Source organism: Streptococcus sp. 1343, from assembly GCF_013277355.1.
GTDB lineage: Bacteria > Bacillota > Bacilli > Lactobacillales > Streptococcaceae > Streptococcus > Streptococcus pseudopneumoniae.
In genome coordinates, this window is sequence record NZ_VMMT01000061.1 from 14,753 (window position 1) to 28,740 (window position 13,988).

A 13,988-nucleotide genomic window follows, 5' to 3' on the forward strand; every position below is an offset into this window, starting at 1 on the left:
CTTCTCAGAGCGGTTCGAACTTAGAGGGGTTGTTGTGTAGTGAGCTGGTTTTTAATCAAAGCTATAAAATTTTAGTATTTTAATTTTAACTGACTAAATTATTATTCTCTATAAATTCTATAAATTTTTCAGGGGGATATTTAAAAGATTCAATTCCATAAAAATCTTCTAAAGCCCTAAAATTTTCAACTTTATAAGGTGACTTACCACTTATTTTTGCCTGATGTTGTCTAATTTCATTTAAATGTCTTTTACCTTTTTGTGATTTAACTACAGTAACTGTCACTATTTTTTTATAATCAGTTTTTTGCAATCCATAAAAATTTTCTAGTAGGAACAAACTCGATAATATTTTAGCTCTAACGTTAGCATATGGAATATTTTTTGAATTCTTAAACTCTATTAAATATAATTTACTATCAGCATCTACAGGAAGAAGAGGCAGAATTGTATCTACAGATTGCCATTTATCAAAGCTATGTTTTTTAAAAATAATTTCTGAAATCTTATCAAAATTATAACAAGTATATTTAGAGTTTACCAAATTATAGTTAGAATCAGAATCATATGAGCAGGTTTTAATATCGCTACGACATTCAGAAAATCTAATATTAAAATTATGTAATATAGAGAAAATTATTTTACTCACCATCAAAATCCTCCGCTAGCTCCTCAAGGCGATTTAAAGGAACATACATTTGCTCATAAATCTTATCAATCGAGTCAGTAACATCTTCAATAGAACTATTAGCAAGATAATACTTAACAGAATCATTTGTATCATTTTTTTTGCTAAATATATCAATCGCTTCAACTAAATAAGGACTATGGGAATTGATTAAGATATGTAATCCAAATTCTTTCTGAAGTAATACTATAATTTCAGCAAATTTCAATTGCCATTCTGGATGTAAATGGACTTCTGGTTCATCTAAAATGAGTGTCCCATTTTCTCTAATCACACCATTTTCTAAAAGAGATTTAATTAAATAGAACGTTTTCATACCTGAAGAATAATTGATTATATTAAGTTTTTTTTCATCTTCCTCATCTTCTGAACTATTAACAATATCAGTCTTCAATATATGATTTATTTCATTAAACACCAAATTTAATCTGTCAGTTATCTTAGCTCGTAATGTGTAAGTGTTGTTTCTTTCATCTCTAAGCTGCTCCATTAAATGAGCATTATGATCCAATTTTAAATCAATTTTATTTAAAAATTCATTTAAAAATTTAGTTGAAAATTTATTTAAAAATTTAGTTGAAAATAAATTTTCAACTATTGCAGCAGCATCATCTATGTATACTACATCTGTTTTAAAATTTATCAATTTATCTGCAGTAGCTCTATTTTTGTTAACTTCAACATTTATTTGTTCATCTTTTATTCTTAAAGAAATTAGTCCTGTCAATGGGTCGTATATATTATTTATTTGATTATGAAATTCATCAGTTAAATGAGCAGTTAAAATTTGGTTAAAGATAGATTGGTCTGACTGAGATAGAATTTCTTTTATATTTTCAGATAAAACATTTAGGTCCAAATCCTTAATATTTAATACAAAGTATTTTGAATTTCGTTTATTGAATTCATTAATTGATTCAATGATACTCTTCTTAAGGGATTCATTATTATGTTCACTATAATTTTTATCAAGAAATATCAATAAATTTTTTGAAATGATTTTTGTCAATTCTGTATAAAGGAAACTCGGAACGATTCTTCTAGCAATCCCTATTTCAGAATTATTTTTACGATTCATTTCGATATCAGAGAGATAGTCTTCTAAAAAATCATTAATTGCTTTAGTTCGATCGTTAGAAATTTTTTTTATAACATCATAATTGGCACTAAATATTGAAAATAAAGAACGACTTATTGTACTTTTTCCAGTGCCATTTTGACCTGCAATAACTGAAATTCCATTTATTTCAATTTCTGCATTCTTTACATTACCTATATTTTCTATTGTTAGTTTCATATATATTCTCCTTTCACCATGGAGGCAGTACTATCAGTTTAACACAAACTACATAAAAAAGCAGGTGTGAGGTGTAAATCATCTTCCAAGTATATCTCACTTCACACTACTTCACCAACTTCTTCATATCATCAATACGTGCAACTGTCGCGTCGTATTTGGCTTGGTAGTCGGCTTGTTTGTCGCGTTCTTTTTGGACGACTTCTGGTTTAGCATTGGCGACGAAGCGTTCGTTAGAGAGTTTCTTGCCCACCATATCTAGTTCTTTTTGCCATTTAGCCAGTTCCTTGTCGAGACGAGCCAGTTCTTCTTCGACATTGAGGAGGTCTGCCAGTGGCAAGTAGATTTCTGCTCCTGTGATGACGCTTGACATTGCGAGTTCAGGTGCAGGGATGTTTGATGCAATTTCCAAGTGTTCTGGATTTGTGAAACGTTTGATGTAGTTGACATTGCTGTTAAAGAAGGCTTCCAAGTCACTATCGCTAGTCTTAACAAGGATTGTGATTGGCTTACTTGGTGCTACGTTTACTTCCGCACGCGCATTACGAACGGCACGGATCAAGTCTTTGAGACTTTCCACACCAGTGTGAGCCGCAAGGTCTTCAAAGGCTAGATTAACAGTTGGGTATGCAGCTGTCACGATAGAGCCTTCTGAGATTTGTCCAAAGATTTCCTCTGTCACGAATGGCATGATCGGGTGAAGGAGACGAAGAATCTTATCCAAAGTATAAAGGAGAACAGAACGCGTGATGACTTTCTCTTCTTCGTTGTCACTATAAAGGACTTCCTTGGTCAACTCAACATACCAGTCCGCAAACTCATCCCAGATGAAGTTGTAGAGGATGTGTCCAGCCACACCAAACTCAAACTTGTCAAAGTTGGCAGTTGCTTTTCCGATGGTTTCATTGAGGTTGTGGAGAATCCAGCGATCTGTGACATTTCCAGCTTCCTTGTTGGCAACTTTTTCCACATTGGCAGTTGCTTGCTCAAGGGTCAAGCCTTCATTGTTCATGAGGATGTAGCGAGAGATGTTCCAGATCTTGTTAATGAAGTTCCATGAGGCATCCATTTTCTCGTAAGAGAAGCGGACGTCTTGACCTGGTGCAGAACCGTTTGAAAGGAACCAACGAAGGACATCGGCACCGTATTTCTCGATGACATCCATTGGGTCAATCCCGTTACCGAGAGACTTAGACATCTTGCGTCCTTGCTCGTCACGAATGAGACCGTGGATAAGCACGTTTTGGAATGGTTGACGGCCTGTGAATTCCAATGACTGGAAGATCATACGAGACACCCAGAAGAAGATGATGTCGTAACCTGTTACCAAGGTTGAAGTTGGGAAGTAACGTTTGAAGTCTGCTGAGTCGACATCAGGCCAGCCCATAGTTGAGAATGGCCAAAGGGCAGAACTGAACCAAGTATCCAAGACGTCTTCGTCCTGAGTCCATCCGTCACCTTCTGGAGCTTCTTCGCCAACGTACATTTCACCCTCAGCATTGTACCAAGCAGGGATTTGGTGACCCCACCAGAGCTGACGAGAGATTACCCAGTCGTGGACATTTTCCATCCATTGGAGGAAGGTATCGTTGAAACGAGGTGGGTAGAATTCAACCTTGTCCTCTGTGTCTTGGTTGGCAATGGCGTTCTTAGCCAAATGGTCCATCTTGACGAACCATTGAGTAGACAAGCGTGGTTCAACCACAACACCAGTACGCTCTGAGTGACCAACACTGTGGACACGTTTTTCAATTTTAACGAGGGCACCGATTTCTTCCAACTTAGCAACGACTGCCTTACGAGCTTCAAAACGGTCCATGCCTGCAAATTCGAAGGCTAAGTCATTCATAGTACCGTCGTCGTTCATAACATTGACTTGTGGCAAGTTGTGACGTTGACCAACCAAGAAGTCGTTTGGATCGTGGGCAGGTGTAATTTTCACGACACCAGTACCAAACTCAGGATCTGCGTGCTCATCACCAACGATTGGGATCAATTTATTAGCGATTGGCAGAATAACGTTTTGACCAATCAAGTCCTTGTAGCGTGGATCTTCTGGATTTACCGCAACCGCAACGTCCCCAAACATGGTCTCAGGACGAGTTGTTGCCACTTCAAGGGCGCGTGAGCCGTCTTCCAGCATGTAGTTCATGTGGTAGAAGGCACCTTCGACATCCTTGTGGATAACTTCAATATCAGAAAGGGCTGTGCGTGCAGCTGGGTCCCAGTTGATGATGAATTCACCACGATAGATCCACCCTTTCTTGTAAAGGTCCACAAAGACCTTACGAACAGCTTTTGACAAACCTTCGTCAAGAGTGAAACGCTCACGAGAGTAGTCTACAGAGAGCCCCATCTTACCCCATTGTTCCTTGATAGTAGTGGCATATTCGTCTTTCCATTCCCAGACTTTCGTCAAGAAAGACTCACGACCCAAGTCATAGCGGGAAATACCCTCGCCACGCAAGCGCTCCTCAACCTTAGCCTGAGTGGCAATCCCCGCGTGGTCCATCCCTGGAAGCCAAAGGGTATCAAAACCTTGCATGCGTTTTTGACGGATGATGATATCTTGCAAAGTCGTATCCCAAGCGTGACCAAGGTGAAGCTTCCCAGTTACATTTGGTGGTGGAATCACGATTGAATAAGGCTTAGCCTTTTGGTCTCCTGAAGGCTTGAAAACATCGGCATCAAGCCATTTTTGGTAACGACCAGCCTCAACCTCGGCTGGATTGTATTTAGGTGAAAGTTCTTTAGACATGTGTTTGTCCTTTCTAGTTAATATCTTTAAATAAAATTAGTATGTAGAAGATATGCCTTGATTCAGCACATCTGATTTTTTCAGTATCTTCTATTAGTAAAAAAGAAACTGTATAAAAATTTTACATTAACTTTCTCTCATTATCTTCAGAATATGTTTATCAAAGTCCGATATAATTTTTTGAGTTCGGTTAAATTTTTCATACTCTTGGATGGCTTTTGAGTCTGCTTGTTTCTTGGAAATGCTTCCTTTTCCTTCTAAGATTTCATATTCATTAAAGGATAGAAAGCGATCAATACTATCTGCCAATCCTCGCATTGTAAACGTATTACGGCGCTCAACTAAACCCTCGATATAATCAAAATAGGCTGTAACAGTTCGCTCTAGTTGTCGAATTTCTTTTTCTTGCAAATAATTTTTGGCTACCGTTACATCTGATTTGAGCACTCGTCCATCAGGTGCATGTTTCCAAGTAGTTAATCCCATTTTTTCTTTACTAGCATCAGCTTGCTGATAGATAATTTCTGCAGCCGTACTTCCAGTAATTGCATAATGAAATTTATTTTGCACCATAGCATAGAAGTTTTTAGTAATATCCGAGTTTCGATCATAATCTATGGCACATTCGGCAAAGATATCCGTAATTTGTTGATAGATTCGGCGCTCGCTAGAACGAATAGAGCGAATTCGTTCTAAAAGTTCACGGAAATAATCTTGTCCGAAAACTGTCTGTCCTTGTTTCAAGCGTTCATCATTCAAAACAAAACCTTTGATGATAAATTCTTTCAAGGTCTTGGTTGCCCAAATTCTAAATTGAGTAGCCTTGCTGGAATTTACGCGATAGCCAACTGAAATGATAGCATCCAGATTGTAATATTCAAGTTCACGTCGGACAGTTCTATTTCCCTCTTGTTGAACCTGTGCAAATTTTGCACAAGTTGACACCTTATCCAACTCACCACTATCATAAATGTTTTTTAAGTGCTTTGTAATGACACTTCGTTCAACTCCAAAGAGCTCTGCAAGACCTTTTTGAGTCAACCAAAGATTTTCATCTTGTAAAAGGATATCTAGCTGAACGTCGCCATTTGGTGTAGTATACAGGATGAAATTAGAAATTTCATTCAAGACAATTTCACCTCCCCCCTTCCATAAACAATTACTTCTCTTTCTTAAACTTTATGCCGTTTTCTTTCAGCTTTTTAACGGTTACAGGACCAATTCCCTTCAAAGCGAGAACTTCTTTTTCAGTCCATTTTTTGAAATCTGAAGATGTACGAATCCCATTTTCAACAAAGATGCGAACAAGATCCATCCGGATTCCCTTCATTTTTTCCTCGCTCATAAAGGAGTACCAGTCTGTAACCTGGGATAGATTTCTTAACACACTGGAATGATTCGAAAATACTGGTTTACGACGGAATTTCTTGGATTCTTTTGTTAAAAATTCTGTTAAGATAATATTTTCTTGTAAATAGTCAAGCAGAGGATACAAACTAGCTTGTAGCGATTCAACTGAATTTGGACAATAGCATTCTTGTTCTTCAATGTCTAAAATATTGAATTGCCAGTCTTTCTCTATGAAGAATTCAACAGCTTCATCATTGATTTCCACTAATTTTGCAAATAGCTGACTGGCTTCCTCAATTTTTCCTTGAGAAAAAGCAGAGATGATGGCATGAATAAGGATGGTATCATCCCGCTTTCCTTTATTTAATTCTTCACAATAGAAACGTTCAACCTTTAATTCCTGACCAGTAATATGATACAAGGAAAGCATACAGAAGACAAAATTAGGAGGAAAACGTTCTGGTCGCTTACTTAAGTATAAGTTAACCAAGTCCAAAGCCTTAAAGTAAAATTTTTCTGTCATATAATATTCAATCAGAAACATCAGAGCAGACAGGATAGGGCGAGCTTCAAAATAATTCCAACTATTGTATCCATTCACTTTCCATTTTTCTAAAACTAGAATTTCAAAATCCAATACTTTTTTAAAAGTTGACAAATCAAAATCTTCAACTTCTGATAAGAATAAATGAAAATCAGCAGCAAAATAATCTGGATTGATCTTTAAAACTTGCTTTAACAATTTATTTCGCTTCTGTGTATTCGGAGTATGCATAGCTTCTCTAAATAAAGCGTGATCCTGATTCCAATCAAAAGTCCTATTTTTTAGTTGGTAATTGATTAGCTGGACATCTGGATACTCTCCATGTTCATCAGCATATTGCATCACTGCTGTATGTAGTTCATCGAAATTTTGAATTTGTCGACGTTCTACAAAAGTTGGTTTTTTAGCCATTATTTCTGTCCAAGCAGCCTCTTCTTCAGAAATAATTTTGATATCCAACTTTTGCTGGCGTTTTAATTCTTTTTTTCTATTTTTCTTTTTAGCCATCTATTTTCTCCTCTAACTCATTCTTCAATAGACCCGACTCAACTGGCTTAGATATCCTTTGGGACTCAGCTACAGGCTTGAATGGGAAATCTCAGTTTCTTTGTGATTCGTTTACTTTGAAAGTTATCCCCCAAGCGTGACTAAGGTAGAGTTTTTTCCAGTTACATTTGGTGGTGGGAATCACGATTGAATAAGGCTTAGCCTTTTGATCTCCTGCCGGCTTGAAAACATCCGTATCAAGGCATTTTTGTAACGACCAGCCTAAACATAGGATGGAGTGTATTTAGGTGAAAGTTGATTAGACATTATTTTTTCTCCTTTTATGAATATTTCTTTTATATCTACGATTTATTAATACACTGTGCATGTTGTCACGATACACGTAATATCCATTATGGGTGTTTAAATAGAAATACTGTAATAACCAAATTATAGCCTTCCCAATAACTAATGATAATATGAAACAAACGAAAATAATTATAGTTGAGGCAAATAATTCAGACATCCAATCAGCTGCGGGAGTTATAAATTCGACCAATTTCATCTTAATCTTTAAACCCCAAATAATTTCGGTTAACTTTGGAATAATACTCAACATTAATAGAGTAAGAAAACTATATAGTTGAGTTCGATAGAGGTGTCTATCCATTTTCTCAGTTCTTATTGGTTTTTTCTTATATTTTTTTGTATCAAATTGAGAATTTATTTCTCCAATTAGACTAGGAATTAATATTGGCAAAAACCAGGTTAAAGCATTTATTAATTCATTTTCAACTTGATTAAATATTGCTAACAACAATATACAGATTGTTCCAGTTAGCCATGATGTTATTACTTCTTTGGTATCTTTTGCACCATGTCTAATTAGATTATGAATTCTCCACCAGAATATTAAATAAAGCGCAATAAATGAATTAAATATAAAAATGTCAGTTATTAAATCGGAATGAAAATCAATAGCTTTAGAAATAAAGTAATAAATATAGATATAATACCATAAAAACGAAATAATAAGCATCGTGGCATATACATTCCACAGTGTCTTTCCCTTTACGATATCTATTTTATTAACTTTTTGAAATATCTTGATTGATCCTACAGTTTTTATAACAGATAATACAAATGGTAATATTAAAAGTATTACAATGATAATCCAGTTATTTATGTGATTTTTACTTATGCCATAATTAATAAAAAAATATTGAGATAAGTTGATTAAAGTTGATTCAACTAGATTTAGGTTATAAAGAATGTAAGTCAAGATTCCGCAAAATATTCCATCCCATGCGTTCATAAAAGCTAAAGATTTAGTACTTTTAGTAAGAAAAACTCTAAACTTATTAAATCGATTTTTATAGTTAAACACATATATTAGTATCAAGGCAAATTGTAAAATTATAACTAATTTAAAATCGGTAAGACAGAATACAATTAGAGATATTATTGGAAAATACGTTAGCGCATACATAAGTATTTTCCAAGTTTGAGCAAAAAGATTCTTCAATCTATTGTCAGTATTAAAATAATACATTAATTTCAATCTTTGCCTCCTAAATCTAATCTAAAGGTTGGTAAATCAAAATCTTTAACTTCTGATAAGAATAAGTGAAAATCAGCCGCAAAATAATCTGGATTGATCTTTAAAACTTGCTTTAACAGTTTATTTCGCTTCTGTGTATTTGGAGTATGCATAGCTTCTCTAAATAAAGCATGATCCTGATTCTAATCAAAAATCCTATTTTTCAGTTGGTAATTGATTAGCTGAACATCTGGATACTCTCCATGTTCATCAGCATATTGCATCACTGTTGTATGTAGTTCATCGAAATTTTGAATGGTCCGACGTTCTACAAAAGTTGGTTTTTTAGCCAGTAGTTCTGTCCAGACAACCTCTTCTTCAGAAACGACTTTGATATCCAACTTTTGCTGGCGGTTTAATTCTTTTTTCTATTTTTCTTTTTAGCCATCTATTTTCTCCTCTAACTCATTCTTCAATAAATCAAACTCTACCTCTGCTGTATTGGATATTCTTACGACCTCGGATACAGGCTTAAATGGGAAATCCCAGTTTCTTTGTGATTCGTTTACTTTGAAGGGTGTACTCCAAGCGCGATTAAGGTAGAGTTTTCCAGTTACATTTGGTGGTAGGAATCACGAACGAAAAAGATTGAGACTTTTGAACTTCTTGAGTCTTGAGAACGTCTTCATGAAGTTGTTTAGATATGTGTGTGTCCTTTCTCTATTGTATTCATTTTATTTTGAATTTGCTTAGCAGCTTCTTCTGCAGACAAATTCGTATTATTTATTTTAAAGTAGTGGTGCAACTCATTCGGTTGATGTTGGGAATTTAATTGAAGTGTTTCAGTGGTTTCTAAAATTTCTCTTTCAGATACCTCAATATGTCGTTTTAAGGGTTTGTGCTTTAATCGATTCTCCGTTCGATTTCGATGTAAGCGCTCCTCAAGACTTGTTTCCAACTCCACAAACAGAATCTCTTGATGATAGTCATTCAACAAATCCTGAATTTGCTTTAAATACATCAGCTGGTACTGATTTGAAAAATCAATTACGTCAGTTAAAATTACTGATCGCTGATTTCTTGCACTTGCTCCAAGGAAAGAAAAGGTGATTCCACGAACAAATTCCCACATTTCCTCTGTAAAGTCCTGATAGATTTCTAATGCAAAATCGATGGCTTGATGGTTATAAAAGAGGGTAGCATCTGTCAGTCGAGATAACTCTTGACCAATCGTCATTTTCCCAGAAGCCGGAGCCCCAATGATGAAAAGATGCATCAAATCACCTCCCACTCACTCTTCAGCAAGCCGTGTCTCAAATCATCACAGCGATTCCCTTGGGCATCTTTGCGGTCTCGGATACGAGCTTCGAGGGTAAATCCAAGTTTTTCTGCGACTCGTTGACTTTGGACATTATAACCAAAACAAGTCAGTTCAATCTTGTGGAGACCCAAATCTTTAAAAGCTAAGTCAATCAAGGCAAGCGCTGCTTCTGGTACATAACCTCGCCCCCAATAGTCTGGGTGTAAGGTATAGCCGATTTCCAGCACATCATCTTCATGGCGATGGTTGAAATCGACAGAGCCAACGATCTTATCCGTTCCTTTGACGACAATCCCGTAGCCTGCTGGGAGATTTTCCTTTTGATTACGCTTCGGAAGAATGTGCTCCAGATAATAAATCTCATCTTCCAAGGTCTTGACTGGAGGAAAACCTGCTGGATAGGCGACCTCTGGGAGACTAGCGTAGGTATGGATATCCTCAGCATCTGCCACTGTACGAACTCGTAGGACGAGTCGTTCGGTTTCCAACCGTTCTGGTAACTCAGCTCTTGTCATCCTTCTTCCTCGCTTTCTTAATGAAGCTCCCCATAGGATCTACTCGGTCATCTAAATAGCGATAAACGCGCTGGTGGCCATCCCCATAAAGTAAGTAGGTGCAAAACGGTCATTTCTAAAATGTCCCTTTTCATCCAAAAGTTCTGGGTCAACAAATCGCTCAACAATCTTAGCGAAAATATGACAAATTCCCTCTTCCTCATCAATCCTATCTACCTGACATTCTAACACGACTGGACAAGCCTCTAAAATCGGTGCCTGAGTCCGTTCAGAAATCTCGTAGTCTAGCCCCAGGTGTTTCAATTTCTCTCGATGACTGATAAAACCAGCCTGCTCCATCTCGAGCATGAGATTTTCATCAGGAATATTCACAGTAAACTTCTGGTAATGCTTGATTTGCTCAGCCGCATTTTCCTCAGCTCCGACACCAATGACTAGCCAATCTCCCAAGCTATAAGAGGAGCTACAGGTCGTAATATTGTGTCCAAAATTCTGATCCTGATACCCCAAAATGAAAATAGGAAAGCCATAGTAGAGTTTACTTGTTTTAAAAGATTGCTTCATAACAAGCTCCTTTGACTAAGACGCAAAAGAAAATCCCTGCCATCTACATGACAGGGACGAATGTGTTTATCCGCGGTACCACCCAATTTCGGGCCAAGCCCGCATCTTTAGTCTTTAAAATAAAAAGACAGAAATATTTCATTTTTTCAGTCATTAGCAACCAGTTTTGACACATTTGTGGACTTCTCAGCGCCGCCACTTTCTGTAAAATGTAGGATTCAAAACACCTCTAATGGCTCTATTGTAGCAAGTTTTTCTCGGAAATGCAAGACTCAAGAAAAATTACTTGAACTTGATGCCATTTTCTTTCAATTTCTTGATGGTAGCTGGGCCGATTCCTTTCAAGGCAAGGAGTTCTTTTTCAGTCCAGTTTTTGAAATCTGAAGCAGACTTGATTCCTTCATCATAGAAAGTCTTGGCACGATCAAGGGGAAGTCCACCCAAGTTTGCTGCAAAATCTTCTACAGAATTAACTACTTTTTGAGCTTGCTCTTTGGTAGCTTCTACTGCTTGTTCAACTTTTTTAGAAACAGCCTTACCAGCTGCGCTTGCTGACTGTTCTGCACGCTTCACGACTTTTTTTGTCTCATCTACAACCTTAGTCACAGTACTTGAAAAGGCACCTGCACGACGGAGACTATTTCGTAATTGTTTTTTACGATTGAGTTTCTTTGACATGATAAAATCCTTTCAATAAAAAATCCCTGCTCTGACAAGGATTTAATATAAATATTCTATCAAGATTTTAGTGAAAAATCAAGAACCTATCTCGTTTAATAATTTCGCTCACCAAACAAGCCTTCTGGCAAATCATGGAATCCCTTTCCTGCTTTGAAATTTTCAAACTTACCAAGCAAGAACTGATAAGCATCCAAACGACTTTCGTAGCGAATCATGGCATCTTTGGCACGTTCGTCTTGGTCTTCTTCGTAGACCTTTTGACTTTCCTTATGCGCCATGTCGTTGATCATGATTTGGGTATTGACCCAAGCTTCAAATTCCTTCATAAATTCTTGTTCGTAACTCATTTTTTCTCCTTATTCTAATCCACGGAAATAGTCCGTGTCAATCTCACGGTAGGGTTGAATATCCTGAACGTACTCCAACACACCTTGGAATTCTCCGTTTTCATCGTGCACTGCAGCGTAGGTGATGTGGACAAACTTACCTCGCGACTCAGACTTAATCCACATTTCATACTTGTCCTTGGTTCCCTCACGAAGCCCCTTCATGATGGTTTTGACCTTGTCCAAGTACTTAGGTGGATGACAGAGTTCGACATTGCGCCCAACTTGGGACGGTGTTCGTTTGAAAATCATCTCATCAGCTGGCGTATTGTCATTGTAATACTGGAAAATATCGTCTTTATTGACAAAGGTAATTTCCATGGGGAGGTGATTGAGGATGAGATTAGCCTGCTCGACTGAAAGATAGCCATTACCAAAAGACTGCTGACTATGGCGATCCAACACTGCTTCCTTTTCCTTAGGGGTAAAGGTAATGGTAAACTGTCCTTCTGGCGTATCAATAACCTGCTGAACTTGACCCTCTGCCGTATCTAGCTGTACAGGCTCCTCTTCACTCTTTTCCTCAACAAAACTCTGGCGTTCTGGCACCCATTTCTCAGACGGACGGATAATAGCATAGCCATAGGCATCGCTCTCCTCCGCAATCTGAAGCCAGTCATCCTGAGTAAAGGACTCAAGGAGAATCATGAGAAGGATAGATTCTTCCTTGAAAATCATACTTTCAAACTCTGTCGCAAAAGCTTCAAAAGCTTCTTTTACGCTGCTAATTGACACTTCTGGTAGTGACTTGGCTGTCGCTAAAGCTGTTTGAAAGAGTTCCCTGATCTGATCATCCACTCCCCACATAACTTTTGGAGGTGAATCGTGTCCATAGCGCTCCATGATGGGGAAGAAGAGCTCTTCCTTACGTTGGTAATGGATGTCAAATTGCCCCAAAAGACCCATCTGACGCACCAAGCCCTTGCGCATCTCCGCCAGCATTTCTTCATCTTCCATAGACTCATAGGTATCCAACAATCTCCGAATACGAATCAAGGCCGCACGGAGGGCTAGATTTTCTTCTTTGAAAATCCGAACTGGGTGACCTGGGTGCTCGGTATCTGCAACTTCGACATCCTTAACAGCATTTTTAAAAAGATTGGCATGGACATCACAGAGTTCCATGACATCTTCAAAAGTGACGCCCGAGTCCGAGTTCATCAGCTCGTGCTCCATGAGGGAAATCTCGATGGCTGAGACACCCGCAAAGGTCGCATCAAAACGCTCCTGAACCGACTCAGGAGAGGCACCATTGTGCAATTCTAACAAAATATCCCGTAGGATATGAATCCGTTCATCTGCCATTAGTCTAACCCAATCACTTCGTAGCCGTTTGCTTCCAGCGTGCGGACAATCTTGTCCATAGGAGTTCCTTCCAGCTTAGAACCCTGTTTGAGTGATACTTTACGACCAACGGTGTTGCGCATCAAAGGATTGGCAAGGGGTTTAAAACCCAACTCCACTAGAATCTCTAAGACCTCTGGATGCTTGTCCACCACTTCTGCAACAGGAATTGACACATCGATGATATTGTCCATGACGACCTCCTTTGTATGTTCTAATACTCAATGAAAATCAAAGAGCAAACTAGGAAGCTAGCCGCAGGTTGCTCAAAACAGTGTTTTGAGGTTGTGGATAGAACTGACGAAGTCAGCTCAAAATACTGTTTTGAGGTTGCAGATGGACGCTGACCTGGTTTGAAGAGATTTTCGAAGAGTATAAAATGATTTTACTGCTTATATAATCATTTAGTTTTAAAAAAGTGTTCCAAACATTCAAAAATAGTTGGGACTTCCCTTAATAAATCTGTTACTTTCTTTTTCAAGATAGCCCAAGCTTGCTCAATAGGATTCAAATC

Annotated in this window: 15 protein-coding genes and 1 pseudogene; 1 reads left to right on the forward strand and 15 read right to left on the reverse strand. The window is 37.6% G+C overall.

All coding sequences use genetic code 11. The features are described from left to right. Positions 1-85: 85 nt before the first annotated feature. The 15 genes and pseudogenes from HT709_RS09015 to HT709_RS09085 all read right to left on the reverse strand — a co-directional run bounded on the left by HT709_RS09015 (position 86) and on the right by HT709_RS09085 (position 13,668). Positions 86-652 carry a hypothetical protein gene (locus tag HT709_RS09015; protein ID WP_023936621.1) on the reverse strand — a complete coding sequence of 189 codons (567 nt, stop codon included), beginning with the start codon at positions 650-652 and terminating at the stop codon, positions 86-88. Beyond that, positions 642-1,985 (reverse strand): AAA family ATPase, encoded by a 1,344-nt coding sequence (locus HT709_RS09020; RefSeq protein ID WP_000778677.1) that lies wholly within the window; start codon positions 1,983-1,985, stop codon positions 642-644. The genes HT709_RS09015 and HT709_RS09020 overlap by 11 nt, the downstream gene beginning before the upstream one ends. A gap of 106 nt (positions 1,986-2,091) precedes the next feature. Continuing rightward, complete coding sequence (locus tag HT709_RS09025) at positions 2,092-4,743, reverse strand: valine--tRNA ligase (protein ID WP_023936617.1); 2,652 nt, start codon at positions 4,741-4,743, stop codon at positions 2,092-2,094. Between the two features lie 126 nt (positions 4,744-4,869). Beyond that, a complete protein-coding gene (locus tag HT709_RS09030; protein ID WP_001002884.1) occupies positions 4,870-5,871 on the reverse strand; it encodes a virulence RhuM family protein in 1,002 nt (333 codons plus the stop codon). A 31-nt stretch (positions 5,872-5,902) separates the two neighbouring features. Continuing rightward, positions 5,903-7,144: a hypothetical protein gene (locus HT709_RS09035; protein WP_172925696.1), complete on the reverse strand. Its 1,242-nt coding sequence runs from the start codon at positions 7,142-7,144 to the stop codon at positions 5,903-5,905. Positions 7,145-7,442: 298 nt separating this feature from the next. After that, positions 7,443-8,675, reverse strand: coding sequence for a beta-carotene 15,15'-monooxygenase (locus tag HT709_RS09040; protein ID WP_172925697.1), 1,233 nt, complete (start codon positions 8,673-8,675; stop codon positions 7,443-7,445). A 5-nt stretch (positions 8,676-8,680) separates the two neighbouring features. Beyond that, complete coding sequence (locus HT709_RS09045) at positions 8,681-8,836, reverse strand: hypothetical protein (protein ID WP_171043225.1); 156 nt, start codon at positions 8,834-8,836, stop codon at positions 8,681-8,683. A gap of 30 nt (positions 8,837-8,866) precedes the next feature. Next, on the reverse strand, positions 8,867-9,064 hold the full coding sequence (locus HT709_RS09050; protein WP_007284866.1) for a hypothetical protein: 198 nt from the start codon (positions 9,062-9,064) through the stop codon (positions 8,867-8,869). A 296-nt stretch (positions 9,065-9,360) separates the two neighbouring features. Next, complete coding sequence (locus HT709_RS09055) at positions 9,361-9,939, reverse strand: AAA family ATPase (RefSeq protein ID WP_100104263.1); 579 nt, start codon at positions 9,937-9,939, stop codon at positions 9,361-9,363. Beyond that, positions 9,939-10,499 carry a GNAT family protein gene (locus HT709_RS09060; RefSeq protein ID WP_100104262.1) on the reverse strand — a complete coding sequence of 187 codons (561 nt, stop codon included), beginning with the start codon at positions 10,497-10,499 and terminating at the stop codon, positions 9,939-9,941. The genes HT709_RS09055 and HT709_RS09060 overlap by 1 nt, the downstream gene beginning before the upstream one ends. Further along, positions 10,486-11,063, reverse strand: a pseudogene (locus tag HT709_RS09065) (flavin reductase family protein). Before HT709_RS09065 ends, HT709_RS09060 begins: the two are co-directional and overlap by 14 nt. Before the next feature lie 282 nt (positions 11,064-11,345). Continuing rightward, entirely contained in the window at positions 11,346-11,741 is a 396-nt protein-coding gene (locus HT709_RS09070) for a helix-hairpin-helix domain-containing protein (protein ID WP_000038630.1), read from the reverse strand. 95 nt (positions 11,742-11,836) lie between these two features. After that, positions 11,837-12,091 (reverse strand): DUF1912 family protein, encoded by a 255-nt coding sequence (locus HT709_RS09075; protein WP_000119707.1) that lies wholly within the window; start codon positions 12,089-12,091, stop codon positions 11,837-11,839. Positions 12,092-12,100: 9 nt separating this feature from the next. Next, entirely contained in the window at positions 12,101-13,435 is a 1,335-nt protein-coding gene (locus HT709_RS09080) for a DUF438 domain-containing protein (RefSeq protein WP_023936611.1), read from the reverse strand. Continuing rightward, positions 13,435-13,668: a DUF1858 domain-containing protein gene (locus HT709_RS09085; protein ID WP_000368739.1), complete on the reverse strand. Its 234-nt coding sequence runs from the start codon at positions 13,666-13,668 to the stop codon at positions 13,435-13,437. Before HT709_RS09085 ends, HT709_RS09080 begins: the two co-directional genes overlap by 1 nt. Before the next feature lie 30 nt (positions 13,669-13,698). On the opposite strand from HT709_RS09085, the gene HT709_RS09090 reads away from it, so the two are divergent. Next, the gene (locus tag HT709_RS09090) at positions 13,699-13,821 is read left to right on the forward strand and encodes a chlorohydrolase (protein WP_152328687.1); all 123 of its coding nucleotides are present in this window, start codon (positions 13,699-13,701) and stop codon (positions 13,819-13,821) included. Positions 13,822-13,988: the final 167 nt, after the last annotated feature.

Excerpts from the sequence above, each read along its gene's own strand:
- HT709_RS09020 (WP_000778677.1), bottom strand. The coding sequence starts at position 1,985 with ATGAAACTAACAATAGAAAATATAGGTAATGTAAAGAATGCAGAAATT.
- HT709_RS09070 (WP_000038630.1), bottom strand. The coding sequence starts at position 11,741 with ATGTCAAAGAAACTCAATCGTAAAAAACAATTACGAAATAGTCTCCGT.
- HT709_RS09055 (WP_100104263.1), bottom strand. The coding sequence starts at position 9,939 with ATGCATCTTTTCATCATTGGGGCTCCGGCTTCTGGGAAAATGACGATT.
- HT709_RS09045 (WP_171043225.1), bottom strand. The coding sequence starts at position 8,836 with ATGCATACTCCAAATACACAGAAGCGAAATAAACTGTTAAAGCAAGTT.
- HT709_RS09015 (WP_023936621.1), bottom strand. The coding sequence starts at position 652 with ATGGTGAGTAAAATAATTTTCTCTATATTACATAATTTTAATATTAGA.
- HT709_RS09075 (WP_000119707.1), bottom strand. The coding sequence starts at position 12,091 with ATGAGTTACGAACAAGAATTTATGAAGGAATTTGAAGCTTGGGTCAAT.
- HT709_RS09040 (WP_172925697.1), bottom strand. The coding sequence starts at position 8,675 with ATGTATTATTTTAATACTGACAATAGATTGAAGAATCTTTTTGCTCAA.
- HT709_RS09025 (WP_023936617.1), bottom strand. The coding sequence starts at position 4,743 with ATGTCTAAAGAACTTTCACCTAAATACAATCCAGCCGAGGTTGAGGCT.
- HT709_RS09060 (WP_100104262.1), bottom strand. The coding sequence starts at position 10,499 with ATGACAAGAGCTGAGTTACCAGAACGGTTGGAAACCGAACGACTCGTC.
- HT709_RS09080 (WP_023936611.1), bottom strand. The coding sequence starts at position 13,435 with ATGGCAGATGAACGGATTCATATCCTACGGGATATTTTGTTAGAATTG.
- HT709_RS09085 (WP_000368739.1), bottom strand. The coding sequence starts at position 13,668 with ATGGACAATATCATCGATGTGTCAATTCCTGTTGCAGAAGTGGTGGAC.
- HT709_RS09035 (WP_172925696.1), bottom strand. The coding sequence starts at position 7,144 with ATGGCTAAAAAGAAAAATAGAAAAAAAGAATTAAAACGCCAGCAAAAG.
- HT709_RS09090 (WP_152328687.1), top strand. The coding sequence starts at position 13,699 with ATGAAAATCAAAGAGCAAACTAGGAAGCTAGCCGCAGGTTGCTCAAAA.